General features: G+C 52.1%; 21 protein-coding genes. 4 read left to right on the forward strand and 17 right to left on the reverse strand.

The genetic code is table 11. From position 1 onward, the window contains the following. Nucleotides 1-56: 56 nt before the first annotated feature. The 8 genes from HMPREF3164_RS08040 to hrcA all read right to left on the reverse strand — a co-directional run bounded on the left by HMPREF3164_RS08040 (nucleotide 57) and on the right by hrcA (nucleotide 8,923). Nucleotides 57-1,487, reverse strand: coding sequence for an LCP family protein (locus HMPREF3164_RS08040; protein ID WP_070450276.1), 1,431 nt, complete (start codon nucleotides 1,485-1,487; stop codon nucleotides 57-59). A gap of 30 nt (nucleotides 1,488-1,517) precedes the next feature. Then, a complete protein-coding gene (locus HMPREF3164_RS08045; protein WP_070450279.1) occupies nucleotides 1,518-2,636 on the reverse strand; it encodes a GTPase Era in 1,119 nt (372 codons plus the stop codon). 53 nt (nucleotides 2,637-2,689) lie between these two features. After that, a complete protein-coding gene (locus tag HMPREF3164_RS08050; protein ID WP_048754040.1) occupies nucleotides 2,690-4,042 on the reverse strand; it encodes a hemolysin family protein in 1,353 nt (450 codons plus the stop codon). Nucleotides 4,043-4,050: 8 nt separating this feature from the next. Further along, nucleotides 4,051-4,542, reverse strand: a complete 492-nt coding sequence (ybeY, locus tag HMPREF3164_RS08055; protein WP_256387509.1) for an rRNA maturation RNase YbeY — start codon at nucleotides 4,540-4,542, stop codon at nucleotides 4,051-4,053. A gap of 32 nt (nucleotides 4,543-4,574) precedes the next feature. Continuing rightward, nucleotides 4,575-5,690: a PhoH family protein gene (locus tag HMPREF3164_RS08060; RefSeq protein WP_070450285.1), complete on the reverse strand. Its 1,116-nt coding sequence runs from the start codon at nucleotides 5,688-5,690 to the stop codon at nucleotides 4,575-4,577. 46 nt (nucleotides 5,691-5,736) lie between these two features. Further along, the gene (locus HMPREF3164_RS08065) at nucleotides 5,737-6,504 is read right to left on the reverse strand and encodes a 16S rRNA (uracil(1498)-N(3))-methyltransferase (protein WP_070450288.1); all 768 of its coding nucleotides are present in this window, start codon (nucleotides 6,502-6,504) and stop codon (nucleotides 5,737-5,739) included. A gap of 84 nt (nucleotides 6,505-6,588) precedes the next feature. Further along, nucleotides 6,589-7,725, reverse strand: a complete 1,137-nt coding sequence (dnaJ, locus tag HMPREF3164_RS08070; protein ID WP_004004697.1) for a molecular chaperone DnaJ — start codon at nucleotides 7,723-7,725, stop codon at nucleotides 6,589-6,591. 97 nt (nucleotides 7,726-7,822) lie between these two features. Continuing rightward, the gene (gene hrcA / locus HMPREF3164_RS08075; protein WP_070450291.1) at nucleotides 7,823-8,923 is read right to left on the reverse strand and encodes a heat-inducible transcriptional repressor HrcA; all 1,101 of its coding nucleotides are present in this window, start codon (nucleotides 8,921-8,923) and stop codon (nucleotides 7,823-7,825) included. A 230-nt stretch (nucleotides 8,924-9,153) separates the two neighbouring features. On the opposite strand from hrcA, the gene HMPREF3164_RS08080 reads away from it, so the two are divergent. Then, entirely contained in the window at nucleotides 9,154-10,005 is an 852-nt protein-coding gene (locus HMPREF3164_RS08080) for a DUF3097 family protein (protein ID WP_246822648.1), read from the forward strand. Between the two features lie 226 nt (nucleotides 10,006-10,231). Next, nucleotides 10,232-10,639 carry a DUF4870 domain-containing protein gene (locus tag HMPREF3164_RS08085; RefSeq protein ID WP_004004700.1) on the forward strand — a complete coding sequence of 136 codons (408 nt, stop codon included), beginning with the start codon at nucleotides 10,232-10,234 and terminating at the stop codon, nucleotides 10,637-10,639. A gap of 318 nt (nucleotides 10,640-10,957) precedes the next feature. Here the strand turns inward: HMPREF3164_RS08085 and hemW are convergent, their stop codons facing one another. The 9 genes from hemW to leuS form a co-directional block, all read right to left on the reverse strand. Further along, nucleotides 10,958-12,229: a radical SAM family heme chaperone HemW gene (gene hemW / locus HMPREF3164_RS08090; RefSeq protein ID WP_048752135.1), complete on the reverse strand. Its 1,272-nt coding sequence runs from the start codon at nucleotides 12,227-12,229 to the stop codon at nucleotides 10,958-10,960. Nucleotides 12,230-12,339: 110 nt separating this feature from the next. After that, nucleotides 12,340-14,199: a translation elongation factor 4 gene (gene lepA, locus HMPREF3164_RS08095; protein WP_070450296.1), complete on the reverse strand. Its 1,860-nt coding sequence runs from the start codon at nucleotides 14,197-14,199 to the stop codon at nucleotides 12,340-12,342. A 178-nt stretch (nucleotides 14,200-14,377) separates the two neighbouring features. Continuing rightward, nucleotides 14,378-14,641, reverse strand: coding sequence for a 30S ribosomal protein S20 (gene rpsT, locus HMPREF3164_RS08100; RefSeq protein WP_004004703.1), 264 nt, complete (start codon nucleotides 14,639-14,641; stop codon nucleotides 14,378-14,380). 215 nt (nucleotides 14,642-14,856) lie between these two features. Next, nucleotides 14,857-15,453, reverse strand: coding sequence for a type II toxin-antitoxin system PemK/MazF family toxin (locus HMPREF3164_RS08105; protein WP_048752282.1), 597 nt, complete (start codon nucleotides 15,451-15,453; stop codon nucleotides 14,857-14,859). Nucleotides 15,454-15,519: 66 nt separating this feature from the next. After that, nucleotides 15,520-16,548: a DNA polymerase III subunit delta gene (holA, locus tag HMPREF3164_RS08110; RefSeq protein WP_070450299.1), complete on the reverse strand. Its 1,029-nt coding sequence runs from the start codon at nucleotides 16,546-16,548 to the stop codon at nucleotides 15,520-15,522. Continuing rightward, nucleotides 16,545-18,272: a ComEC/Rec2 family competence protein gene (locus tag HMPREF3164_RS08115; RefSeq protein ID WP_246822649.1), complete on the reverse strand. Its 1,728-nt coding sequence runs from the start codon at nucleotides 18,270-18,272 to the stop codon at nucleotides 16,545-16,547. Before HMPREF3164_RS08115 ends, holA begins: the two co-directional genes overlap by 4 nt. Nucleotides 18,273-18,311: 39 nt before the next feature. Beyond that, a complete protein-coding gene (locus HMPREF3164_RS08120) occupies nucleotides 18,312-19,553 on the reverse strand; it encodes a ComEA family DNA-binding protein (RefSeq protein WP_070450301.1) in 1,242 nt (413 codons plus the stop codon). 175 nt (nucleotides 19,554-19,728) lie between these two features. Continuing rightward, nucleotides 19,729-20,676 carry a DegV family protein gene (locus tag HMPREF3164_RS08125; RefSeq protein ID WP_070450304.1) on the reverse strand — a complete coding sequence of 316 codons (948 nt, stop codon included), beginning with the start codon at nucleotides 20,674-20,676 and terminating at the stop codon, nucleotides 19,729-19,731. Between the two features lie 138 nt (nucleotides 20,677-20,814). Beyond that, complete coding sequence (gene leuS / locus HMPREF3164_RS08130; protein WP_070450306.1) at nucleotides 20,815-23,310, reverse strand: leucine--tRNA ligase; 2,496 nt, start codon at nucleotides 23,308-23,310, stop codon at nucleotides 20,815-20,817. A 369-nt stretch (nucleotides 23,311-23,679) separates the two neighbouring features. Between leuS and HMPREF3164_RS08135 the strand changes: the two genes are divergently transcribed. Continuing rightward, nucleotides 23,680-24,651, forward strand: coding sequence for an alpha/beta fold hydrolase (locus HMPREF3164_RS08135; protein WP_070450309.1), 972 nt, complete (start codon nucleotides 23,680-23,682; stop codon nucleotides 24,649-24,651). A 16-nt stretch (nucleotides 24,652-24,667) separates the two neighbouring features. Then, entirely contained in the window at nucleotides 24,668-25,810 is a 1,143-nt protein-coding gene (locus HMPREF3164_RS08140; RefSeq protein WP_070450312.1) for a glycosyltransferase family 4 protein, read from the forward strand. Nucleotides 25,811-25,827: the final 17 nt, after the last annotated feature.

A 25,827-nucleotide genomic window follows, 5' to 3' on the forward strand; every position in this document is an offset into this window, starting at 1 on the left:
AGGTTTTAAACCTTAGGCTGCACCTCCCGTAAGGTAGGCGTCAAAGCCTTACTACATTAGTAAGCAAATGCATGCTGGCAGGTGGCCTGATCAGCAGTCTGACCGGCAGCTCCACCCGCGATCTGCGAATCTTGTTTCTCCATCGCATCGCCACTGGGGAAATCGGTGCCGATGGTAAGCGTTACGCCGATAACCTGAGCGTTCGGCTCTACCCGCGTGATATTCATCTTTGCAGCAATTTCGCGCGCCTCAGCTTCGTAACCCTCGCCATAAGAAATTGTGGTGGTAGAAACAGATTCGGCAGTACTTGCCGGGGTTACACTTGTGTATCCAAGATTACCGATGATACGAGCAAGGGCTGCAGCACGACCGTCAATGCCCGTAGCGTTATACACGGTGATAGGTATCGACTTATCAAGCTGTGCAGGTGCACTATCGCCTTGCTTCGCTTCTTCAACCTTCAACGACTTATCATCACGAAGGCGCTGGAACACCGACTGTGCCTCAGAGGTAAGCTGCAGGCGGTTGGGATCTTGGTTCCACGGCTCGGTTGGGATAGTTGCAAAAACCACCTCGGACAGGTCGATGCCGCCAATAGTCGCACCAATACCGGCAATCTCGTTGGGATTGCCCAGATCATCATCAACCGTGACGTTCTGGGTGATAGCCTCCGCAATATTCAAAAGTTTATTTGGATTATCGAGTGTTCCCTCGGCCTTGACCTTACGAAGCAGAGCTGACAAGAATCCCTGTTGAGCTTGAATACGACCAATATCAGAGCCATCACCAAAGCCGTGGCGTGAACGCAGGAACGCAAGCGCCTGCTCTCCCTCGACCTTCGAGTTGCCAGCGGGTAGATTCAATCCGCTGTACTCGTCATTGACGGGGTTATCTACACAAACTTCAACGCCGCCTACTACGCGAGAGAGTTCTTTAACAGCATTGAAATCTACCAGCATGAAGTGGTCAATGTGTACGCCCGTGAGTTTGCTGATAGTAGCTGCCGTACATCCCGGACCGCCGCGTGCCAATGATTCATTGATTTGTATATCATCCTCAGCTTCATAGGCTTTATTAGTCTTGGGGTCGGTGCATTTTGGGATCGAAACCACCAAGTCACGAGGAAAGGACAGCACATTTACGTTCTTACGATCTGCGCTGATCTGCAGGAGCATCATCACATCGGAACGAGCTTCTGAGTTGCGGTCATCATCGTTCCCGTAGGCGCCATTATTACCTTTACGGGTATCCGATCCGATAATCAGAATGTCGAGTGCACCATTCTCAACTGCACCCGTAAAGTCACTAATATTTAGCGGCTCAGTATGCAAGTTTGCGCGCAGACGTAGCAGAATAGCTCCGCCGAAGCCCATGAGGACAACCAACATGCAGACGCTCAAGAGCGCAATCCACTTGTTACGCGCCGACTTCATGATGCCGTGGCGCATATGGCGACCACTACTCTTCATAGAAGGTGCCTGAGGCATACCAACTCTCTTTCTATGTATCAGGACCGCTTAAAAACCTAAACGATTCAGCGCTCGGGGATCAGATTGCCACTCTTTAGCTACCTTGACATGAATATTGAGGTATGCACGAGTGCCTAGCATAGCCTCAATCTGCTCACGCGCTTGTGTACCAATCTTCCGAAGATGAGAACCACCCTTGCCGATAATAATGTACTTTTGCGATTCGCGTTCCACAAACAGGTTAACATGTACATCCAGCAAGGGGTTATCTTTTGAACGGCCTTCTCGAAAGTTCATTTCCTCAACAGTGACGGCAATAGAATGAGGCAGTTCTTCACGCGCGCCTTCTAAAGCGGCCTCACGCACAAATTCTGCGATCATGGTAGCTTCAGGTTCGTCTGTAAGTTCACCCTCAGGATAGAGCGGAGGTGAAACCGGCATGTAACTTGCCAAAACGTCAGCAACGGCATCGACTTGAAAGTGCTGTACCGCTGAAACCGGGATAATATCAGCCCAACCACCCTGACCATCATGGACTGTGGGCTCATAATTTTTGCCAGTTCGTCGTTGAGCTGCGGGACCTGAACCTTTGGCAAAAGGTATATTTTTATTGTCTTTTTTGCTACGCGATACACGATTCTCACGATGCACAGCTCGGCGGGCTCGATCAGCGCGTTCTGCGCTCATTACCTCTTCACCAAGAGCCTGCACCTTTATAAGCTGTTCGGAGAGCTGGTCGCTACCGACAGTATCAGACTTTGTGACTATTGCCACGACAGGTTTATTACTTGAAGCCACCAACTGAGAAGCAATATAACGGTCACCGGGACCAATTTTCTCGTTTGCTGGGATGCAAAACCCCAGGACATCCACTTGAGAAAGAGTGCCCGCAACAAGATCATTAAGTCGCTCCCCCAAAAGGGTACGAGGGCGGTGAATACCTGGAGTATCAACAAGGATCAGCTGATAATCGTCTCGATGCACAATACCGCGAATCGTGTGGCGTGTTGTTTGGGGGCGACTTGATGTAATCGCCACCTTCTGCCCTACCAAAGCATTCGTAAGGGTCGATTTTCCAGCGTTGGGACGCCCTACTAAAGATACAAACCCTGCACGATAATGCTCAGGGAAAGCATGCTGAGCAGAGCCGCCACGTTCGATATCCATGATTCCTCGTTTCTGATGAAATGCTAAGCGTATAAAAATTAGTTAAATGTTTGCTAAGAAGAAGATGAATCTAGCGGCGTATTGAAACCTGCGCCTTGCGGTGAGTTTGATTCTTCGCCTAAGTGAGGCTGCGGTTCTTGACGGTACACTCGCAACATATCGACTTGATGGCGCCGCCCGCTGCTACCAATGGCACGAATGGTAATACCCTCAACCGTGACTTCAGACCCCACGATAGGTACTTTTCCTAGGTGCTTCGCTAACAAACCGCCTACGGTATCTACATCTTCATCGTCAAGGTCAATCCCAAAAATTTCTCCAAGATCTTCAACGCTTAGACGCGCCGACACTTTGAAGCTTCCATCTTCCTGAAGGGAATACTCAGGTTTCTCGTTGTCATATTCGTCCGAAATATCGCCAACGAGCTCTTCGATAAGATCCTCAAGCGTGACCATACCGGCGGTACCGCCATACTCATCAACCACGACGGCAACGTGCGTTGATTCCCGTTGCATTTGTCGCAAAAGATCCATAACTTTCTTCGATTCAGGCTCAAAACGTGCCTCACGCATAAGAGAGATAATGCTAGGATCTGGCGCATCACCGCGGCTATGGGCAAGATGAGCCTGCATGCAGTCCTTGAGATATAGGATGCCAAGCACATCGTCGTTTGATTCCCCAATCACCGGCATACGCGAATATCCCGAACGCAGAAAAAGGCTAAGCGCGTTCTCGATACTCTCATTAGCCTCAACAGTCAACATATCTGTGCGCGGCACCATAATAGAGCGGATGCGCGTATCATCAAGCTCGAAAACCGACTGAACAATCTGTGCCTCATCATCTTCAATAGTCTCAGCATCAGAGGCACGATCCAGGAACTCGCGAAGCTCATCTTCGGCAAAAACACCGGCGGGACCATCTAAAACACGCTGTGGTGCTGCCTTATGTACAAGTGCATCAAGAAAAGACGATAACCACCCGAGAGTAATCGCGGTGAAATGTACAGGAGCAGCAAGACCTTTTAACATCACGACCGCGCGGTTACGGCCTAAAGCCCGGGCCAACACCGTAAGCAGCGGATATCCCACTAACGCGACACATGCCAGAGTAATAAGCCCAGCCAGCCAGTGATGCTCGACTATGTTAAGGATAGCGACCATAAAGGCAAGAGTAGCCACCCCGGTCGTAAGAACCCGCGCCAACCGCAAGGGATGCGTATACCGCTCGTCATTTCCGGTACTTGCTTCGGTCAAAACCCGTGCAAAAACACTATGTGGGTGTTCTTGTGCGACTTCCTCTGCCTCAGTGCGTGGTAAATAGACAAAGGCGGTTTCCGCAACAGTGATTGTAAACGCTAAAACCGTTGCGATTAGAGCAAGGATAAAGAGTAATAGCCCAGCCATAAATACCCCTAATGTCGGGTCTCGACGGGGGCAGCGCGTCCCAAGAAGCCTTCAAGTAAAGAGCGTTGAAGCCTAAACATTTCAGCTTCTTCCTGTGCAGTCCCATGATCATACCCCAAACAATGGAGAATCCCATGCGTTGTCAGCAGACATAGCTCATCAAGCGTGGAATGCCCGGCGTCAGCACCCTGACGAGCCGCAACCGGCGGGCAGAGCACAATATCGCCCAGCATACCCTGGGTAAGCTCATCTTCAGTGCCGGGAACAAGCTCATCCATTGGAAAGCTCATGACATCGGTTGCCCCAGGTAAGTCCATCCATTCCAGATGAATCTTCTCCATCTGCTTCTCCCCAACAACGGCGATAGAGAGATAAGTATCTTTGCTTATGAAAAGCTTCGCGAAGATGTAATCCACCAGCTTGCTGAGAAATTCGGTATCTACTGACGCAAAAGCATCATGAACAAGCTGAGTCGTGACGTTACCAGGCTTCTCATTAATAATGTCCTCAACATGAAAATCAAGTACAGCCACTAGCGTTGTCCACCCTTCTGCTGTGACTGGTTCTCCCCAGACTCACCACCGTTAATTCCGGCTCGATCCAAAAGTTTCTCAGCCGCAGCTTCAATCGTGGCGCGCTTAACTTTACGATTACGTTTACGTTCCATAGCCTTTTGATCTTCGCCCCACTGATCGTACGCGGAGACAATGTTAGACACTAGACTATGGCGCACAACATCAGATGAATCCAGGGTGCTAAAAACAATGTCATCAACCCCGGTCAAAATATTACGCACCTGTTTAAGCCCCGAAGCTTGACCACCCGGCAAATCAACCTGTGTAATATCGCCGGTGATTACCATCTTGGAGCCAAAACCTAAACGAGTCAGGAACATCTTCATCTGTTCAGCCGTCGTGTTCTGTGCTTCATCAAGGATGACGAAAGCGTCATTCAATGTACGCCCGCGCATATATGCGAGGGGTGCAACCTCAATTGTTCCTGCCTCCATAAGCTTAGGGATAGCCGCCGGTTCAAGCATGTCGTGTAGAGCATCATAGAGAGGACGCAAATAAGGGTCAATCTTATCGTTGAGAGTTCCCGGTAAAAAGCCTAGACGCTCGCCTGCTTCTACTGCGGGGCGAGTTAAGACAATTCGGTTAACCTCGCGGCTTTGTAGGGCTTGCACTGCTTTTGCCATAGCCAAATATGTTTTACCGGTACCAGCGGGACCAATGCCGAAGACAACAGTATTTGCGTCAATAGCATCCACATATTTTTTCTGGTTTACCGTCTTCGGGCGAATCGTCGTACCGCGTGTTGAAAGAATACTCGCTGAGAGCGTATGCGCTGGATTTGAAAGTTCATCACCGAGCATACCCATCAGACGATGGATAACTTGTACTGTAATCTGTGTACCGTGACTAGCGAGTACACGGAGTTCATTGAGAAGCTTCGCAACCGTGGTAACAGATACGGACGGACCGGAAATAAGAAGATCAAGATCCTTGGGACGAATTGAAATATTGTCGAAATAGTCCTCAACAATAGTGAGATGCGCGTCTTGAGGGCCAAGAACCGCTATCATCTCTGCGGCGCTTTTGAAAGATACGGTACGTGCCGTTGAGAGGGGTCGTGAGGTAGTCGTCAAAAGTAAGCTCCTTGGCTTGTTGGTTCTTAAATAAGTGTAACGTTACTTACCAGCGTCCCAACACTACGTTGATAGTGCACAGTGCTGCGGCACCAGCAGTGGAGGCTCGCAGAATTTCAGTTCCTAACAGTGCCTTGTACGCACCCGCCCGCGTGAAAAGTTCGATTTCCCGTTCGGTGATGCCTCCTTCAGGTCCTACAAGAATATAAATTCTGGTGGGATTATCAGGGCTGTACCCAATCTTTCGCAGATATTCGCTTAAGGGTTCAGTGGCCTGTTCATGCAGAATATAGACATACGCTCCCTGATCCGTGAGCTCGCGTATGTGTTCTGCGAGTTCCTGCGAAGAATACAGCTCTTCCACGGTAGGAATGAGCGCTCGACGCGATTGCTTAGCGGCGGCAGAGACAGTATTTTGCCACTTTTGGTGAGCTTTAGTAGCGCGTTCCCCTTTCCACCGCACGATAGAGCGATCGGCACTCCACGGGATAACGCTCCGAATTCCAAGTTCGGTGCCGGTCTCAATTGCCAATATGTCTCGGTTATCTTTGGCGAGTGCCTGCACAAGGGAAACTGAGAGGCTGTTATCATCCTTATCTAGGTTTTGGACTGTAACTTCAAGTCCTTCAGAGGAAATCGCTGAAACAATACCGTGGATACGATGCCCTTGGCCGTCTGCAAGGTCAAGGTTCTCCCCTATAGCTAAGCGTTTCACCTTGGCGTGATGCGCTTCCGGACCAGTTAGAGTAAATGTACTCCCTGCCGTGCAGCTGGCTAGCTCTTTGGCGGTAATGTAGAAAATGGGGGCGCTCATAAGATCCTTGATAAAGCTGTATCCGAAGTGTTTCATCTTACCGTACTAGGATTTTCAGAACACTTCGGATACAAAGAATGTTGTCTATTTAAATTGGTCTTTGAGTCGCGAAAAAAGACCATGTTTTTGTTTGACGTGGGTGCCTTCGTGCAAGTCTTCTCCACGAAGTTCAGCGAATTTTTGGAGCAACTCACGTTGTTCGGAGTTTACATTGGTCGGTGTTGTGACCTGAATACGTACCTGTAGGTCTCCGCGTTTATCGGAGTGAAGGCGGGTAACACCTAAGCCGTTCAAAGTTACGATGTCGCCGCTTTGTGCGCCTTCAGGGATGGTGATCTCTTGAACCCCATCGAAGGTTTCTAAGGGTACGGTGGTTCCTAAAACGGCTGCGACCATAGGAATATTCACCGTTGTGGTGAGATTATCACCATCGCGAACAAAGTATTTATCGCGCTTAACGTTGAGATCAATATAAAGATCGCCATTGGGACCACCATTGAGTCCAGCTTCGCCTTTACCTCGCAGACGTATGCGGGCTCCGTCATTAACACCGGCGGGAACGGTGAAGGTCAGCGGGAGTTTTTCGCCCACACGGCCCTGTCCGTGGCATTCTGGGCAGCGGTGTTTGATGACGGTGCCATATCCCTGACAGCTGGGGCACTCTACCTGCTGCATGACGGTTCCTAGGATGGATTGAACACGGCGCTGCATGAATCCCTGGCCATGACAGGTCTCACAGGTTTCGGGGTGGGTTCCGGGAGCGGTTCCTTCACCTTCACAGGATTTACAAGTGACGGCCGTGTTAAGCTCTACAGTCTTTTCGACGCCAAAAACTGCGTCTTTAAGGGATATCGAGACGTTGATAAGTGCGTCTTGTCCCTGGCGTACGCGGGATGCGGGACCGCTTTGTCCACCGCCTCCGGTAAACATATCGAAAAGGTCTTGGAACCCGAAACTTCCTGAGCCAAAGCCGCCGAACCCTCCTGCGCCTCCAGGGAATCCTGCACGACCCTGTTCATCGCCGGTAGCGTCGTAATTACGGCGTTTCTCGTTATCTGAGAGTACTTCGTAGGCGAGGGTTACACGTTTGAATTCCTCAGCTGCCTCTTCGGATGGGTTAACGTCGGGGTGCAGTTGACGCGCCTTTTTACGGTACGCTTTTTTGATCTCTTCGGGGCTTGCATCCTTCGAGACTCCAAGAGTTGAGTAGTGATCGCTCACGTGTTTCTTCTATCCTTTTCGTACCGGAGTGCTCCGGATATGGTGTCAATATAAAATCGGTAAGTTTACGGGGTTCTGAGGAATTACTCGCACGATGTCATGATGCTCGTGTGCCTAAGACATGACCTAGATAGCGAGCTACCGCGTTCACCGCCGCAATGTTACCACGGTAATCCATGCGGACTGGACCCACCACGCCAAGTTTTGCCGTATGCTTCCCCAAGGCGCCTTCATTATCTGGTAAATGTTGTTTGCCGTATGAAACTACAACGGGTGAATCGTATTCACCAGTGACAATAGAAGCTCCTTGAAGCGCTTGCTCCGTATTCTCGTGACCGATCCTTACACTGTACCCGGCTTCTTGAACCGATGCGTGAGACAGCACGCGAAGCAGCGTAACTTGTTCTTCGAGCGCATCCAAAATGGGAGCTATGCTCGCCGAGAAGTCGTCGTGACTTCGTGCTAGGTTTGAGGTGCCAGAGATCGCGAAGCGAATATCTCGTTCAAAATAAGGTTGTGCTCGCAGATGATCCACGATAGCTTCGGTAAGCTCCGGAGAACGACCTCGCAACGCTGGATGATGCGCTTCTGGCAGCAATGCACTTATGTTTTCGAAGGGTAAACCCTGAAGCATTTTAAGCAGGTTTTCTTTAATCGCTGCAAGAGCTGACACAGTTTCATCATGCGATAAGGCTGTAGTCTCCGGCAATATCACGGTAACCCGGTGGATTGTGCCAAGATCACTGATAAGCAATGCTAAAAGCGTGCGTGAATCTAGGGGTACGAACTCAAGATGCAAGAGAGTTCCAGCGTTACGTGTTGGGTACTGGATAAGTGCTACCTGATGCGTGAGATGCGCAAGTGTTCGGGTGGCGGCTTCAATCATGTCTTCTACGCTGTGTGCGCTTTCAAGAATTTGCCGTAACGCCGAAACTTGGGTTGCAGAGAGAGCACGCGGCGCGGTTAGAGCATCGACGAAGAACCTGTATCCCTGTTCTGTAGGAATACGCCCAGCGCTGGCGTGCGGTGCGCTCAAAAGTCCCTGTTCTTCTAAAGCTGCCATATCATTGCGTATCGTGGCACTGGATACTTGAAGATGGTGGCGCTGTGCCAGCGTCTTTGAACCTATGGGTTCGCCTGTGCGCACGTAGTCTTCAACGATTGCCTGCAGTATGCGCATGCGGCGTTCGTGTGACATGGTACTCCTTGCGACCCTATCGGTGGTTAACAATCTGGAAAAGCATAATCTGGCACTCTTGTTGAGAGAGTGCTAAAAACTACTTTTATCATAGCCGGGTAACCCCTAACGGTACTAGTCTTTCGCCAGAAGCGAGTTATCAATACTTTAGAATTGGATGGGTTCTGCCAGAAGCTAACCTGCGGAAACCAGGCAATATCCGTGGTGCCGTTGTACGAAGGATGCAAGATATGAGTGAACGATACGCTTGGGGTGCACAAGATCTATCACGTGCCTCAATAAATAACAGGCCTGCTTCTCCTCGTCGGGTCGAGCTAAAACGCGGGATGGTCCTTGAGGATCTTAACGGGTGGGTTGGCGAAGTAGTGCGTGCCGAACGTATCGGTGGAGAAATATTTTTCGGGCTTGAAGACGCTCACGGACGGGTCAAAAATTTTCCTTTAGGAATCGGGTACTTTCTTGAGGGCGAACCGGTTGAGATTGTTGCCCCAACACCACGAAAGACCTCAGGGCGCAAAATTTCTCGTTCTGGTTCGGTAGCAGTTGAAAACGCTCCAGCACGGGTGGCGCGCGCATCCAGAATCTGGGTTGAGGGGCTTCATGATGCGGAACTCGTCGAGAAAGTGTGGGGCCATGATCTGCGGGTTGAAGGTATTGTGGTCGAGCCCCTTCATGGTGTTGATGATTTAGCAACTGCCGTTGAAGAGTTCTCCCCCGGTCCAGAGCGACGACTTGGAATTCTTGTGGATCATCTTCTGAAAGGCACCAAGGAAGAACGTGTTGTGGCGGAGGCTTTAGCTGTTCCCGGCGCTGCTGGAAATATTAAGATTGTGGGGCACCCTTTCATTGATATTTGGCAGGCCGTCAAGCCGCAGGTTCTCGGAATTCCGGCATGGCCGCAGGTGCCTCGAGGTGAGGACTGGAAGAAAGGAATTCTACGTCGGTTGGGACAGCCACATCAAAACCAGGAAGACGTGGCAAACGCCTGGAAACGTATTCTTTCCCGAGTTGACTCTTATTCTGATCTTGATCCTACGCTGCTAGGACCTGTTGAGTCGCTCATTGATTTTCTGACTGAATAAGGTAATGTGAGTAGCTCAGGTTGTCTATGCCGCGCCTCTGGCAAGGCGTTCGGTAAAACACGTTACAATAAATAAGGATTTTAGGTTGTACAGGTGCACCAACTGAGGCATGTGTACGGCAGAGCAAAATAGACGAGTAATAATCAGGATTTCTGTGGTTCAAGATACTCGCCCGGAGGGGCATAAACGAAACATTACACCTTTGCCTGTGTCGCAGGACCGGAGCATGGCGACTTTTGCTCACTTTAGCGGCATCATCGGGTTTTTGCCTGCCGCTGCTATCTACTATTTGTATCGTGACCGCGCCCCCTTCACTGAGCAAGAGTCACGTGAAGCCATGAACTTTACGCTTCTGCCTTCAATCATGATTCTTGTTCTTCTCATTTTGAGCTTCGTGCCCGGCATGGCAAGCCTCATGATGTTCTTTACTGCTATTCTGTGGCTTTATATGGCGATCAGTTCCGTAATTGCGGGCATCTACGCCGCTCAAGGAGAACCTCATAGGTACAAGCTCAACCTGCGTATCCTTGACCTTTTCCTCAAGCCTGCTGAAGACTTCAAAGAAAAGAAGAAGCAGCACCGAGAAGAAATGGAAGGGCAACAGCAACAACAGGCAGCCGAGCGCCGCGTATAAACAGACTTATACATCGTATAAGGCAAGGCATCCAGGGTCACTATTTCGATATGGAATATGTGGCCCTTTATTTTTACGCGCATATTACATACCACATAAAACACCTGTTAACGATTGAAGGCCCCTGATACACAAGGGACCTTCAACCGTATTCACTCAACTTCAGCAAAGACGACAACACGCTGTAACATATACCGTCCTGCCAATATAAACTCTACCTTAGTTTCAACCTAATGTCTAGTAATTCAATTATTTTATCCTGAAAGTTAAGGCAATTATATTTTTGGGGTAAGTATTCTCGCATATTTTACGAGACATTTATTTTATATCTGGAAGTAATTCTCGAGTAACAGCATCACCTAAAAGTCGCCCCTGCAGTGTGAGTTTTACCGAAGCATCAGGGTTGGGCGCACCAGTATTTGTAAAAATGTCGGGTTCAATGAGACCTTGCGAGAGCAACCACCGTAAAGAAGACCCCAGGTCAGCGGCAGGATGCACGGCTAGAAGCTCGTGCATAGGCAGCCCCTCACGTACTCGAATCAACAGCATAATCGTCTCAAAAGAACGAGAATCTGAGTCTAAAATCTCTCGCGCTGCGGCCGGCGACTGCCCAGCTCGAACGCGATGCGCATAGGGAACGGGATGTTTAATATTCCACCACCGGGTACCGTTTATATGTGAATGTGCTCCCGGTCCTATTCCCCACCAGTCTTGATTACGCCAATACGCCATATTATGGTCACTTCGAGTATGCTCAGACCGAGAATAATTCGAGACCTCATACCACCGATATCCGGCTTGCATGAGAAGATCTTCTGCACGCAAATACATATCTGCCATGAGGTCATCATCAGGCATTGTATATTCACCGCGCCGAATTTGTGCGGCAAGTTTAGTACCGTCTTCAACAATCAAAGAATATGCAGAAATGTGGTCTGGCTGATAAGAAATCGCCGCTTGCACACTTTGCTCCCACTGCTCCAGCGTTTCTGACGGAGAGCCATAAATTAAATCTATCGATACTTGAAGACCAATATCTCGCGCCCACGCCACAACTTTAGGAACATTTTCGGGCGTATGGGTACGGTCAAGAACTTTCAAAACCTCGGGCACAACAGATTGCATACCAAAAGAAACACGCGTAAATCCGCCGTCTTTTAACGTCTGCAGATCCTCATAGGTGACAGAGTCAGGATTAGCCTCGGTGGTGACCTCAGCACCATCTTCGATACCGAAAATATCAATTGCAGTTCTCAGGATGCGCACCAAATCATACGCAGGGAGTTTCGTGGGCGTACCCCCGCCGAAGAATACCGTATGCAACGGCCGCTTTACCACCCCGGATGCTTCAAGAGCGCGAGCGGCAAAGAAAATCTCAGCTGTAGCATCGTCCGCATACGTACCCAGCCCTATCCCGTCACCAAAATCTTCGGTGGCATAAGTGTTGAAATCACAATACCCACATCGCACTGAGCAGAACGGAATATGTACATAGAGGCTAAAATCACGGTTTTGGCACCCGTGCGCACACGAGGCTGGGATGCGTCCATCACGCGGCGCGGGCGCGCCAACCGGTTGCGCGGGTGCCATACGATGCCTCCTTCATGAGAATCTAGCCGAGTGCATGTGCGTAAAAATGATGGGTAGAGACGCTCTTTTCTTGGAGTCAGGTCTCTACCCGCAAGAAAGACGGTAAAGATTTACTTCTTTTTGTCTTTCTTCTCTTTCTCTTCGCCCGAAGATAGGGCGGCGATGAATGCCTCTTGCGGTACCTCGACGCGGCCGACCATCTTCATGCGCTTCTTGCCTTCCTTCTGCTTTTCCAGCAGCTTGCGCTTACGCGAAATATCGCCACCGTAGCATTTTGACAGCACGTCCTTGCGCATAGCGCGGATATTCTCGCGGGCAATGATGCGAGAACCAATAGCAGCCTGAATAGGAACCTCAAATTGCTGACGAGGTATTAGCTCACGGAGTTTACTCGTCATCATCAAACCGTACGAATAGGCCTTGTCGCGATGGGTAATAGCCGAGAAAGCATCCACTTTCTCACCCTGAAGCAGGATATCGACCTTCACCAGGTCAGCCTCTTCCTCACCATCGAACTTCCAGTCCAAGGATGCATACCCACGAGTACGGGACTTGAGCTGATCGAAGAAATCAAAGACAATCTCGGCCAGCGGCAGGCGGTACCGCATCTCAACGCGATCCTCAGATAGGTAGTCCATGCCGCCCATTTGCCCGCGGCGCGACTGGCACAACTCCATGATCGCCCCAATATAGTCGCTGGGGGCAATAATCGTACATGCCACCATCGGTTCACGAATGGTTGCGACCTTACCCTCGGGGAACTCGCTTGGATTAGTCACGCGCTTTGCATTACCCGATTCGTCCACAACATCGTAGATAACGTTGGGGGCGGTCGAAATAAGGTCGAGATTGAACTCGCGTTCCAAGCGTTCGCGCACGATTTCAAGGTGCAGCAGGCCTAAGAAGCCACACCGGAAACCAAACCCGAGTGCTGCAGAAGTTTCGGGTTCGTAGACAAGCGCAGCATCGTTGAGCTTGAGCTTGTCTAGGGCATCTCGCAACGCCGGATAATCTGAACCATCAATAGGAAATAGCCCAGAGAACACCATAGGTTTCGGGTCTTCATAGCCGCCTAGGGATTCTGCAGCAGGTTTGACGGCAGAGGTTACGGTATCGCCCACGCGGGACTGCCGAACGTCCTTCACGCCAGTGATCAAATAGCCCACTTCACCTACGCTCAGCCCTTTGGAGGGAATGGGGTCGGGTGAAATTACCCCAATCTCAAGCAGATCGTGTTCTGCTCCGGTAGACATCATCTTGATTTTCTGGCGCGGTTCAAGTTTTCCATCTACGACACGCACATAGGTGACCACTCCGCGGTAGGAATCGTACACCGAGTCAAAAATCATGGCGCGGGCAGGCGCATTCGCTTGGCCAACGGGCGCGGGTATACCTTCGACAATACGATCCAGTAGAGCTTCTACACCCTCACCGGTTTTACCCGAAACCCGCAGAACCTCCTCAGGTTCGCAACCAATAAGGTTTGCCAGCTCCTCAGCATATTTATCGGGCATAGCGGCGGGCAAGTCGATCTTATTCAGGACGGGAATAATCGTAAGATCGTTCTCCATCGCTAAGTAAAGGTTGGCGAGAGTTTGGGCTTCAATCCCCTGTGCTGCATCAACAAGAAGCAGAGCGCCTTCGCATGCGGCAAGTGAGCGAGAGACTTCATAGGTGAAGTCAACGTGTCCCGGAGTATCAATCATATTGAGTGCATAGGAAGTACCGTCGATCTCCCATGGCATACGTACTGCCTGGGATTTAATGGTGATGCCTCGTTCACGCTCAATATCCATGCGGTCAAGGTATTGTGCCTTCATATCGCGCGGCGCGACAACGCCAGTTGCCTGAAGCATACGGTCAGCGAGCGTGGATTTTCCGTGATCGATATGTGCAATAATGCAGAAGTTGCGAATAATCGCGGGGTCGGTAGCCGCCGGTATTGGCGGATTTTTCGACAGAGGAGCCACTCGCATATTCCTTTCATGGAGGTTCATCAGGCAGCTGGCACAATTATCTTTTATTTTCCCATAATGCACGCTGGAAGCGCGAACCGGCACGGCTGGCGGGCACAAAGAATTCCCCGCCGGGAGAGAACCGACGGGGAAACCTTATCACTTCGCAATGCGCCTCATACAGAGGCTGACATTAGGAAAGTTTGTTAACCAGATGCGCTAGACCGGACTTCTTGTTAGCAGCGTTCTTCTTGTGCAGAACACCCTTAGAAACAGCCTTATCCAGCTTGCGGCTCACAAAACGCAGTGCCTCTTCGGCAGCTTCCTTGTTCTGTGCCTCAACAGCTTCCTTAACCCGGCGGGTTGCGGTCTTCAGCTCAGATTTAATAGCGTTGTTACGCAGACGAGCCTTCTCGTTGGTGAGGATGCGCTTTTTCTGGGACTTGATATTAGCCACGATTAAACTTTCTGTTTGTCTTATTGGTCGGTGAGGGCTATGCTGACCGATCATCGACTGAGCGGCGTGGGGATGCCTATGGCAACCGGCCAGCAGTGCCTGATGACCACCAGACACTCAACCACAAATCATAGCAGATAAGTGCCTGTAAGAATACCTTTTATTTCAAGGATGATATATGATTTTCGCGCTTTTGAGATAGGTACAATCTCGGACTAACGGCGGTTGTAGGCTTGTTCGATAAGGCGGAAAGTCTCGTGAGGCATAATTGCCCCTTCACGGCGCATGTTCTCAGGACGCACCCGTAGGACGCGATTGAGTTTGACCTCGGAAGCCCGACCCTGGGAATCCCAAGAGCCTGAACCAATATCTAGATAATTAGAATCTGCATGATCGCGGTTGTTGTGGTCTTTGCTGGTCATCATGAAGGCAAGCAGGTATTCCCCGTCACGCCCTACAAGGATGACCGGGCGGTCTTTCCCCTGAGTATGGTCTTCTTCGTAAGGAACCCAAGTCCACACGATCTCACCAGGATCTGGATCGCCGTCCAATGAGGGAGAATACTCAAAGTCAATAGACCCGCGATAGTCTCCTGGATAGTCTGAGCCCTGTCCCTGCGAACTCTGCTGTTGAGAGGGCGCAGACTTAGAAGCACCGGGGCCTGGTTTCGGCGCATTTGATGTCTGAGGTTGTTCAGAATCGTGGTTGGTCTGTGCTTGCGACTGTTGTGCATTATCGCGCAGAGCATCTTCTGCTGCTTTCCGAAGCGAAGGCAAAACGGCGAAGAATGCTTTTTTCAGTGTTTGTAGCATGGAGTCCATTATGCCTTATGACGCAAATCTTTCCCTAGCTCATATATGAGCAAAATAAAAATGCATTTATGAGCGGTTATGAGGCAACGCAATGGCAAGTACCGCGCGTTCAACCGCATATACTGGGTCTAGTCCCTCCCCCTTGAGCTGTGCGTCGGCATCAGCAAGTAGCTGCACGATACGGGCGATCTGTTCCCCGGTGAAACGCCTTCCGTCGCGTTGTGCCTGTTCAACCTGCCACGGAGCCATACCTACCTCACGGGCAAGTTCCTGGGCACTGGCACGCACATGATGCACGCGGGCAATATTGCGAATACGCATGGCAAGTGCCCCCAACAGAGGGATAGGTTCTGTTCCCGTTGCTAAAGCATGTCGTAAAAGCCTAAGCGCTTCTGCTGCGTTTCCCGTAACGGCGGCGTCTCCCACCCGAAAAGCAGTAACTTCGGTTCGCCCGCCATAGTAACGGTTCACGATCTCTTCGGTAATATTTCCCGCAATATCTGCTTGAAGTTGAGCACAGGCAGAGGCAAGTTCGGCGGTGTCGTTGGTAGCGGCTACGAGTAGGCGGAGGGCCCCGGGATCGATAGTGCGTTTAGCCTCTCGGAATTCACTGGTGACAAATTCCGTTTTTTCGCGCTCGGCTTTGAGCGGTTTACAGGGAATAAGAACGTGGTTTTTACGTATGGCATCAATGAGTTTTTTGCCGCGATTGCCGCCAGAATGCTGCATAATGAGCATAATGTCGGATTCTGGGGCAGCAATGTAGCTGAGAACATCGTTAAGGAAGTCTTCACTCATGGTGGCGACGTTGTCAGCATCTATTATTTTGGCAGTCCCGAAGAGCGACGGGCTCGCGAGGAGAGTGAGTTCCCCCGCAGTGTAGGTGGAAGCGTTGATGGTGACTAGGTCTGCATTTGGATAGGTGCTATAAAAAGCGGTGCGCAGACGTTCACGTGCTCGTGAAGCGAAATACTCTTCGGAACCGTGGAGCATGATGACCGGTGCGGGATCTACGGTGCGCCATGCGTTATCAAGCGTTTTATTAGCGCGTTGGCCGCGGTAGTTGCCGCGTGATGAGCTTCCCCTGGGAGTCACGGTACCTCATTGCTCGTTCGGTGTGTTGCTGTTTCTATCATACCGAAGTGTCTTTGACCGATTTGGTGCGTTGGTGATTGACGGCGCGTGCTGGTTGCATGCTGAGTACCGGGTATACGTACATAATCGAGGTGAAGCTCGCGCTTGTAAATACGGTAATCCCAGAGCCATATCAGCAGGCTACCCGCAAAGACAGTAACTCCAGCAAAAGCTACAGATGCCAGAGTAACATCTACATCGAGTGGATTTGCGGGTGCGTGTGCAAAATATTTCGCTATGTATTCGATGCCCTGTACCGGTATTCTACCGAGAATAAGAGCAATATCCGTGATGGCCGTGAAGTTGATGCTGTAGCTCAGGAACGCGGCAAGACCAGCAAACATGGTGATCGCGGTTAGTGGAGCGGCGAGCATATTTGCGGGAATGGTATAGAGCGGTATTTTGCCGCTGATACCTAAAATAACAGGGGTACACCAGAGCGAGGCGCTGGCGGAAGCTGCTATAAGTTCGGCGAGGGTGTGCGGTAGGACGCGCATCAAGAGACGCGTGAGTGAGGGTCCGAGCGCTATCAGCGATGCCGTAGCCACGGTGGAGAGCATAAAGCCGAGGTCACCGGCGAGTTTCGGCGCAGCGATGAGGCAGAACACGATAGTGGTGGCGAGCGCGCTAAGAGTATTTCTCCCGGTGCCGCGGAGCATCGCCAAAGCTCCTAGTGACCCCATGAGAATAGAGCGGATTACGGATCCCTCAAAAGTGAGAATCGTGGAGTAGAGAACGACGGCGGTAATACCCATTCCGATCATAAGGCGGCGTGGAACGCGCACGAGAATTCCAAAACGGTAGCCAGCCATGAAAATGATGGCGATATTTGCTCCAGAGACTGCGGTAAGGTGACTGAGCCCGCTAAGCTTATAGTTTTCCTTACTGGTGTTGGGCATTGCGGAGTCATCGCCATAGGCGGTACCTAGAAGTAACGCCGTGGTTTCGGCATCGAGGTGTCGGCGGGCATAATCGCGCATCCTAGTGTTTAGGGCGCGTGTGTGCTCAAGATTTTGGTTCGGTTGAGGGAATATGCTTGCACCTTTGAGGAATGCGGTGGTGCCTTTATTTTCAAGGGTTCCGAGCGCGTTAACCCGGGTTCCGGGGTTAAGCTGCTGTTTTTGTGTGTTGCTGTAAATACGAATATCTTCATGAATTGGTGCTCGAAGACTACGGTATTGAGCCGTGTCGGTGCTGAGAATGATCATATTCGTATGCGAGTCAAGAGGGCGTATTTCCCTGATGACTCCGGTTATACGTAACGAGGTTCCTTCAGCATCTCTTAGGGTCGTGCGGCTGGAATCCGTTCCGGTCAGCATGAGCAGGACAGCTTGCAGAGTCACCAAGAGCATAATGAACATGAACTGCCCGAGGATAGGACAAAGAATATGGGCGATTTTGCGTCCATAGAAGGTATTAAGCGTTATGGTGATTATTCCAAGCAGGCTAATAGCCACTAAAACGCAGTATTTATAGGGCTGAAAAGTACCGTGATACATGGCGGCCAGCGTGAAAATCCAGAGTACGACCGCCGAGACTATAAGCCGTATATCAAGGTGAATAATGGCACTAACAGCGCGAAACCATTCGTGGTTATGGTCGCGGCGATAGCGCATCCACTCGGTACGGGCGAAATTTCGGGTGAGATATGGTTTGAGCTTAGGCGGAATGTGCAGAAAACTCATGATGCGGCTCATTACCTATATTGTTTGACGCTAACGGATTTAGACTGTGACGAGCGGGCGCAACGAACTCATGAGAGAGGGACCGATGCCAGGTACTGCATCCAGCTCATCAACACTTTTGAAGCCTCCGTGAGCATCACGCCAAGAAATAATGCGGGCGGCTAGAGAAGGACCAATGCGCGGCAAAGTCTGCAGCTGCTCAGCAGTCGCAGTATTCAGGTTGATAGGAGAACCCGGTGCGCCCTGCTGCCCAGTGCCCGCAGAAGATTTCGGTGCCGCAGGATTTTGCGCGGCTCCCGGAGAACCGTTGGGTGAAGCACTGTTTCCTCCGGCTGGTGCGGCAAGTACCGGTGCAGCGGTCTCCCCTGTCTTAGGGATATAAAGCTGTGTGCCGTCGCTAAGGCTGCCCGCGAGGTTTACCCGGTTGAGGTCGGCATCCGGGGTTGCGCCTCCTGCGGCTTCAAGGGCATCAATGGCGCGGGCATCAGCAGGGAGCGTTTGCACGCCAGGAGTTTTGACTGCTCCAGCTATATGCACTCGAATAGTGCCATTCTTATTCGGAATTTTATTCTGCGCAGATGAATCCGAAGGGGTGGCACTCGGAATTACGGATGAGCTAGCCCCTGGCGCCGCCACCTGGGCGCTACTGGTAGACTCTTCGTTTGCTTGCGGAGTGGGTGTAAATCCTAGCAACCCCCAGAGAATAATTCCTAGAACGCCCAAGGCTAAAACGAAGACGGCATAGGGCGGAACCTTCCACCGAAAAGCACGGGTTTTCGCTGGTGTTTCCCATTCGTCCCATTCATCCTGAATGAGCTCTTCGGGCATATTCTCACGCTGTGCAATAACGTGAGTAGTGCGCTCGCCGCGCTGTTCATTGGCAGGGTTGTGCGCAGGTTTTACCGCGGAGATCTGCTGCTGTGTGCCCTCGTAGTAGCTTTCCGCCAAATCGTCTGGTTCGGTGCTATGAGTGGCGCGTTGTCTAGCTCGTCTTAAAAGCTGTTCAGATGCCGACTCATGCTGCTCATACACGGTTTGTTCGTAAGAATCTGAGTAGAGTCTTCGAGGGCTCTTCCCCACCGAGGCAGAAGAAGCAGACCCTTCCGCAAAATCATCATGCGGCATAAGGCGTTCTGTGGGCTCGTCATCCCAGATCCCATAGGGGCTTTGCTTCTCTGTCTGAGCTTCCTGTGCTGGTACCGACGTCTCAGCTCTTTCGGGTAGCGTCTGCATAGAAGAGCTTAGTGGGTGAAATGCTTGGTGGGCGTTATCGCGGGTCATAGTGCAAGCCTAGCCGCGTGCTTATGCCCCTGCCGGGCGGTTCCTATATTCTGTGGATAACTATCCGAGCGGGACATAAAAACCGGCTATCCACAGGGATTGCGCCAATTTTTGCGGGTGAATCGGGTAATTTTAGCGGCTACACAAAGAAAAATGACATTCTCACATCGCATGGCTAATAGATGACAGCGGCAAGTGCACCCAGTCCGGAATGCGCCGCCAATACGGGCGGGAGAGAGCTAAGAACCGCATCCGAAGCGAAGGCTCCCAACGAATCTTGCAAGGCTTTAGCCTCCGCAAAGTTACCCATATGGTGAAGCGCCACCACATGACCGGTTGGCCGCACGCCGTGCTGCGCAGCCGCAGCTGCAGGATGCTTTTTTACCGATTGGTGCTTAGTACAAACGTCACGAATAATCTGCGTGAGGCGTTCTTTCGCGCGCGTTGCGGTACGGGGGCGCTCAACATAGGTCAGTTTTCCATCCGCGACCGTGCCGATAGGCTTGATCTGGAACATCTGCCCGACCATCGCCAACGCGGGCGAGACACGACCCCCGCGGCGAAGCGCATCGAGAGTAGGAATGTAGAAATAAATGTCGGTCTCGGCGCATATACCGGTAACTACTTCGGCAAGTTCCTCAGGACTATCGCAAATATCGGCTACATCATGGGCATGCAGCGCCGCATGCCCATAGGCTCCGGCGACGGTACGGGAATCAAGTACGGTCACTCGCGCTTTAGAAAGCTGCGCACCCACTCGCGCTGACTCAACGGTTCCAGAGAGCTCTCCCGAGAGGTGTATCGACAGAATATGCTCGTACCCTTCATCAACGAGGGCATCGTAGGTATCGGCAAAGACACCGGGGGCAGGGCCGGAGGTATTGACCGTATTTCCGAGGACATGCGCCATTAAAATGGCTTCGTCAATTTCCTCGAGGCTAAGACCGGTTAAATCGCGGGTATTCGTCTCGGTTCGTGTGCCCCTGATGCCTGCGCGTGCGGGCGTCTCTTGAACGGATACCGGCATGGGTACCACAGCAAACCCACCGCGTTCTTGACGCTCCTTAAGAATTTCAGGAGCAATAGCAGCGGCTGAGTCTGTCACAACAGCGATGCGTCCCATAAGGCACCCTCCTGAATCTTAAAAATACGGCAATTTGCAATAACCGACTTTCTCATCATAGCTAAAAAGAATGGTGCCGCCGGAAGCAAAACCCGAAAAGTTTTCTTCCGGCGGCACCGCATCAACGTTCTGAAAACTCTAGATGACGATATTCACCAGTTTGGGGACTCGCACAATCACCTTACGGATTTCGGAGCCTTCCACCAGCTTCGCGATAGTCTCGTCCTCCAGGGCTTGTTTTTCAAGCTCAGCTTCAGAAATATCCTTTGATACCTCAAGGCGCGCCTTCACTTTGCCCTTGATCTGCACGATTGCGGTGACGGTATCATCCACGAGCAGGGATTCATCTACCTGCGGGAAACCTGCGGTCAGCACCGGGTTATCGTATCCCAGCGCGTGCCACATGTCCTCGGCGGTGTACGGCGCGTAGAGTGACAACAAGATCGCAATAGTTTCGGCGGCTTCGCGCACCGCAGGGTCCGCTCCCCCAGGGCCCGAATCGATAGCCTTACGGGTAGCATTCACCAGCTCCATAGTCTTGGCGACCACCACGTTGAACTTACCCGAGTCAAGAAGCTGCTTCACATCATGTATGGTACGCGCCACCAGCTTGTGCAGGTTCGCATCGCCGGATGCCGCATCCACACCAGGTTCGGAGGTAACGTCCTGAGCAATACGCCATGCGCGCGCCAAGAACTTCTGCGAACCGGCGGGCGAAACATCCGCCCAGTCCACATCATCTTCGGGCGGCGAAGCGAAGATCATGGTAGTGCGCACTGCATCCACACCGAACTTATCAAGCTGCTCACCCAGGTTTACACCATTGCCCAGCGATTTCGACATGGCCTTACCGCCGTTGAGAACCTGACCCTGATTCATGAGAGCTTTGAACGGCTCGCCGTGCTCAATCAGCCCCAAATCACGAATAACTTTCGTGAAGAAACGCGCATACAGCAGGTGCAGAATCGCGTGTTCCACACCGCCCACGTACATATTGACCGCGCCCCATTCCCTGATCGCCTGCGGGTCGAAGGGGCCTTCGGCGTAACGGGGCGAAACATAGCGCAGGAAGTACCAGGAAGAATCCACGAAGGTATCCATCGTGTCGGAATCGCGGCGGGCGCTCTTACCGCACTGTGGGCAGGGAACTATAGCCCAATCATCGGCGGCAGCAAGGGGCGACTGTCCCTTGGGCGCCAGCTGCTCGCCACGCAGATTATCCGGCAACAGAACCGGCAGCTGTTCTTCAGGAACCAGCACCTCGCCACAGTCCTCACAGTGAATCACGGGAATAGGCGTGCCCCAGAAACGCTGGCGCGAGAGCAACCAGTCGCGCAGGCGGTAAATAACCTTACCTTCGCCGGTGCCGGCAGCCTCAACCAGCTCGGTAGCCTTCGCAATAGCCTCTGCCTTAGGAAGTCCGGTTAGCTCACCGGAGTTAATGAGTACCCCATCGCCCGCAGTGGCGATACCCGACTCGGCAGGGTCTTCCTCGCCCTCAACATCGAGCACCGTCACGATCGGCAGGTCGAATTTCTTGGCGAAGTCAAGGTCACGCTGATCGTGCGCGGGCACCGCCATAATAGCGCCGGTACCATAATCGGCAAGCACATAATCTGAAGCCCACACCGGCAACTTTGCGCCGTTCAGCGGGTTGATTGCGTAACGCCCAGTAAACATACCGGTCTTTTCACGCTCGGAAGACTGGCGGTCAATATCGCTGAGCGCCTTAATCTGCTCGCGGTAGTCCTCTAGCGCCTGTGCCTGTTCGGGTGCCACAATCTGCTCGGCAAAGGTCGAGTCAGCGGCAACAACAATAAAGGTTGAACCGTAGAGGGTATCTGGGCGGGTGGTGAAGACCGTGAAGGATTCGGCAGGCTGTGCCTCGGTAGCCTCAATCTCGAAGCGAACCTCAGCACCTTCGGAACGCCCAATCCAGTTCCGCTGCATCAGCAAAACACGTTCGGGCCATTTGCCCTCAAGCTGCTCCATATCGTCAAGAAGCTGCTGGGCGTAATCAGTAATCTTGAAGTACCACTGATTTAGCGACTTCTTAGTAACCGTGGTGCCGCATCGTTCACAGGCACCGTTAACCACCTGCTCGTTCGCGAGCACGGTCTGATCTTTGGGGCACCAGTTCACCATCGAGTCTTTGCGGTAGGCCAAGCCCTTCTTATAGAACTGCTCAAAAAGCCACTGGGTCCACTTATAGTATTCGGGGTCTGAGGTGTGCAGGCGTCGATCCCAATCCACGGCGATAGCGTAACGTTTAAAAGATTCTGCCTGCGTGTCAATATTCTTGTAGGTCCACTCTTTTGGGTGGGTACCGTTCTTGATAGCAGCGTTTTCTGCGGGCAAACCGAAGGAATCCCAACCGATAGGGTGCAGAACATCGTAGCCGCACTGCTTGTAGTAGCGGGCATTCATGTCTCCAATAGCAAACGCTTCTGCGTGGCCCATATGCAGGTCACCTGAGGGGTACGGAAACATGTCTAGCACATAGCGGCGACCTTTCGCGGCGTTGCCGGTTGGTTTGAAGACACCCGTTTCTTCCCAGTAAGGGCGCCATTTCGCTTCCTGTGCACGGAAGTCATACGCATTCTCGATGCGTTCGGTCTCTACCTCAGCAGACACTACTACGATTCCTTTGACGTTTGATTTTCGCTAACCAACCTATTCTAGCGTGTACCCACAAAGGTTTCTTGATGTATTCATAAACTTACGAGTTCCCGTTTCATATCGTGGATGCGCCTCACCGCCCGCGCCCGCTTCGCCTTCGTTGCCGCCAGAGCAACCCCGCGCGCGTAAACCATTTTTAGCCGTATACGACGAAAAACTCTGAATATTGTTTGACTTTTCATCTAAATCTCCAGCACCTACACAGAAATTCCACGTACACTGAGAGAAATCATTGCGTGTGTAAGCCGGTTTACGCACGCCCTCCGTGAATCTCCCGCAGGGATTTACAGCGACCGAGCCCGCAACACACGAAAGGCACCCGCCGTGACATCACCCAGTACCGTTCTTGAAGGTGTGCCGGGGGCACTCATCCCGGGCACTAGATTTGAAATAGAGCTGTTTGGGGCAACTACACGGTATTGGCAGTATGGTGCGGGCATGGGCCCCGGCGTTTTTCCTGTCGAAAGCTCTCCAAAGATCCTGCTGATTCACGGGTTCCGCGGCGATCATCACGGGCTTGAGATTATTGCGAACAGGCTTCTGAAGCTTTTACCCGAAGCTAGTATTATCAGCCCTGACTTACCGGGTTTTGGGCGTTCAGAAGACCTGCCCATGACTGTTTCTTTGCAGGGCTATACCGCATGGCTGCACGCGCTTATTGAGCAGATAAACCCTGCATGCCCTGATGGCTCTGATATTCACGTGGTAGGACACTCGTTTGGATCTATCGTAACCGCCGCTTATGCCGCCGAATATCCACATGGACTTGACCGCCTAACGCTCATTAACCCCATTAGCGAGCCCGCACTTGAAGGGTCACAGAAGATTGCCTCGCGGGCGGCATCGTTCTACTATCGCGTGGGCGCTGCGCTTCCCGAAAAAATTGGTTATCCATTGCTGCGTTCACAGCTGATTACCCGTGTGACGAGCGAGTTGATGATGCGCACCCGCGAACCCGCCATGCGCCGCTTTATCAATAACCAGCACGCCGCCTATTTTGGGTCTTTCGGCTCGCGTAAGGGTGTTTTGCAGGCTTATGAGGTTTCGATTTCGGCAACCGCTGCCGAGTTTGCCCCGCAGATTCGGGTTCCCGTGCAGATGCTTGTTGCTGAAGATGATGATTTGGGTACCCCACAGACGGCACGCGCCATGTTTGCCGCGCTTGAGGGGCGCCCGCACTCCCCTGGTGAACGTTTTGAGATGATTCCTGAGGTTGGGCATTTGATTCATTATGAGACGCCTACATTGGCGGCAGGTTTGATTGCAGAATTCACGCACGAAGATTTTACGGTGTAATCCCAAGGAGAATCCTATGAAACTTATGGTTGACGCCCGTTATACACGCATTGGCTTTCACGACGGCATTAGCCGGTATACCGCTTCGCTTTTGGGCGCGTTGAAGGATTTGATGGATTCCGGTGCTCCTGAGGTTGCCGATCTGCAGTTGGTGATGGTGATTAGTGATGAACGCCAGCTGCAGATGCTGCCTGATCTGCCGCATGTGAATATTTGTTCGCCGACCGGCCCCTTAGAACCGACTGCTGCCCTTCAGCTCAATAAGTACAACCCTGATGTGGTGTTTTCCCCTATGCAGACTATTGGTTCGGTGGGGCGCAAGTTCAAGCTGGTGCTGACCCTGCATGACCTGATTTATTATGCGCACCCGACTCCTCCGGGGTTTTTGCCTGCACCGGTGCGTGCTGGGTGGCGGCTATTCCATAAGAGCTATACACCGCAGCGCATGCTGCTGAACCGGGCAGATGCCGTGGTGACGGTTTCGGAGTCTACGGCGCGGTTGATTCGTGAGCACCGGCTGACGGAGAAGCCGCTACATGTGGTGCCGAATGCCCCGCAGCCGGGGTCTGTGGTGAGCGAGGATGAGGCTCTGCACCGTGCAAAGTCACGGGCTGAGGGCGCGAGCAGGCACCTGGTGTATATGGGCTCGTTCATGCCGTATAAGAATGTGGAGACTCTGCTGTATGCCATGCGTGAGCTGCCGGGGTACACGCTACATCTGCTGTCGAAGATGCCGGATGCGCGCCGCGCCGAGCTCGAAGATCAGGAGTTACTCTCTCCCCTGGCAGCAAGCTCGAACGTGGTGGTGCACAACGGGGTTTCCGATGAAGAGTATGCGGAACTGTTAGAGTCTGCGCATGCACTGGTGACAGCCTCTCGGGCTGAGGGGTATGGGCTGCCCGTGGTGGAGGCTCAAGCGGCGGGCTGCCCCGCCGTGATTAGCGATATCGATATTTTCCGCGAGATCGCCCCGCACGCCGTTTTCGCTCCTGTCACAGAGGATCCACAGGCGGATGCGCCCGCCTGGGCTGAGGCAATCTGCTCCCTCGAAGACGATGCGGTACGCGACCGCGTCATCCTCGAAGGCTTGCAGGATGCTTCACACTATTCCTGGCGGGATTCGGCGTTGAAGCTGGTGAGGGTTTTGAAGGGGCTATAGAAGAGTTGTCCCATAAG

It is taken from the genome of Rothia sp. HMSC08A08, assembly GCF_001808385.1.
In the GTDB taxonomy this organism is placed as follows: Bacteria; Actinomycetota; Actinomycetes; order Actinomycetales; family Micrococcaceae; genus Rothia; species Rothia dentocariosa.

Coding starts and splice junctions, on each gene's coding strand:
- HMPREF3164_RS08040 (WP_070450276.1), bottom strand. CDS start 1,487: ATGCCTCAGGCACCTTCTATGAAGAGTAGTGGTCGCCATATGCGCCAC.
- HMPREF3164_RS08045 (WP_070450279.1), bottom strand. CDS start 2,636: ATGGATATCGAACGTGGCGGCTCTGCTCAGCATGCTTTCCCTGAGCAT.
- HMPREF3164_RS08050 (WP_048754040.1), bottom strand. CDS start 4,042: ATGGCTGGGCTATTACTCTTTATCCTTGCTCTAATCGCAACGGTTTTA.
- HMPREF3164_RS08065 (WP_070450288.1), bottom strand. CDS start 6,504: ATGAGCGCCCCCATTTTCTACATTACCGCCAAAGAGCTAGCCAGCTGC.
- hrcA (WP_070450291.1), bottom strand. CDS start 8,923: ATGTCACACGAACGCCGCATGCGCATACTGCAGGCAATCGTTGAAGAC.
- HMPREF3164_RS08080 (WP_246822648.1), top strand. CDS start 9,154: ATGAGTGAACGATACGCTTGGGGTGCACAAGATCTATCACGTGCCTCA.
- HMPREF3164_RS08085 (WP_004004700.1), top strand. CDS start 10,232: ATGGCGACTTTTGCTCACTTTAGCGGCATCATCGGGTTTTTGCCTGCC.
- hemW (WP_048752135.1), bottom strand. CDS start 12,229: ATGGCACCCGCGCAACCGGTTGGCGCGCCCGCGCCGCGTGATGGACGC.
- HMPREF3164_RS08105 (WP_048752282.1), bottom strand. CDS start 15,453: ATGCTACAAACACTGAAAAAAGCATTCTTCGCCGTTTTGCCTTCGCTT.
- HMPREF3164_RS08115 (WP_246822649.1), bottom strand. CDS start 18,272: ATGAGTTTTCTGCACATTCCGCCTAAGCTCAAACCATATCTCACCCGA.
- HMPREF3164_RS08120 (WP_070450301.1), bottom strand. CDS start 19,553: ATGACCCGCGATAACGCCCACCAAGCATTTCACCCACTAAGCTCTTCT.
- HMPREF3164_RS08125 (WP_070450304.1), bottom strand. CDS start 20,676: ATGGGACGCATCGCTGTTGTGACAGACTCAGCCGCTGCTATTGCTCCT.
- HMPREF3164_RS08140 (WP_070450312.1), top strand. CDS start 24,668: ATGAAACTTATGGTTGACGCCCGTTATACACGCATTGGCTTTCACGAC.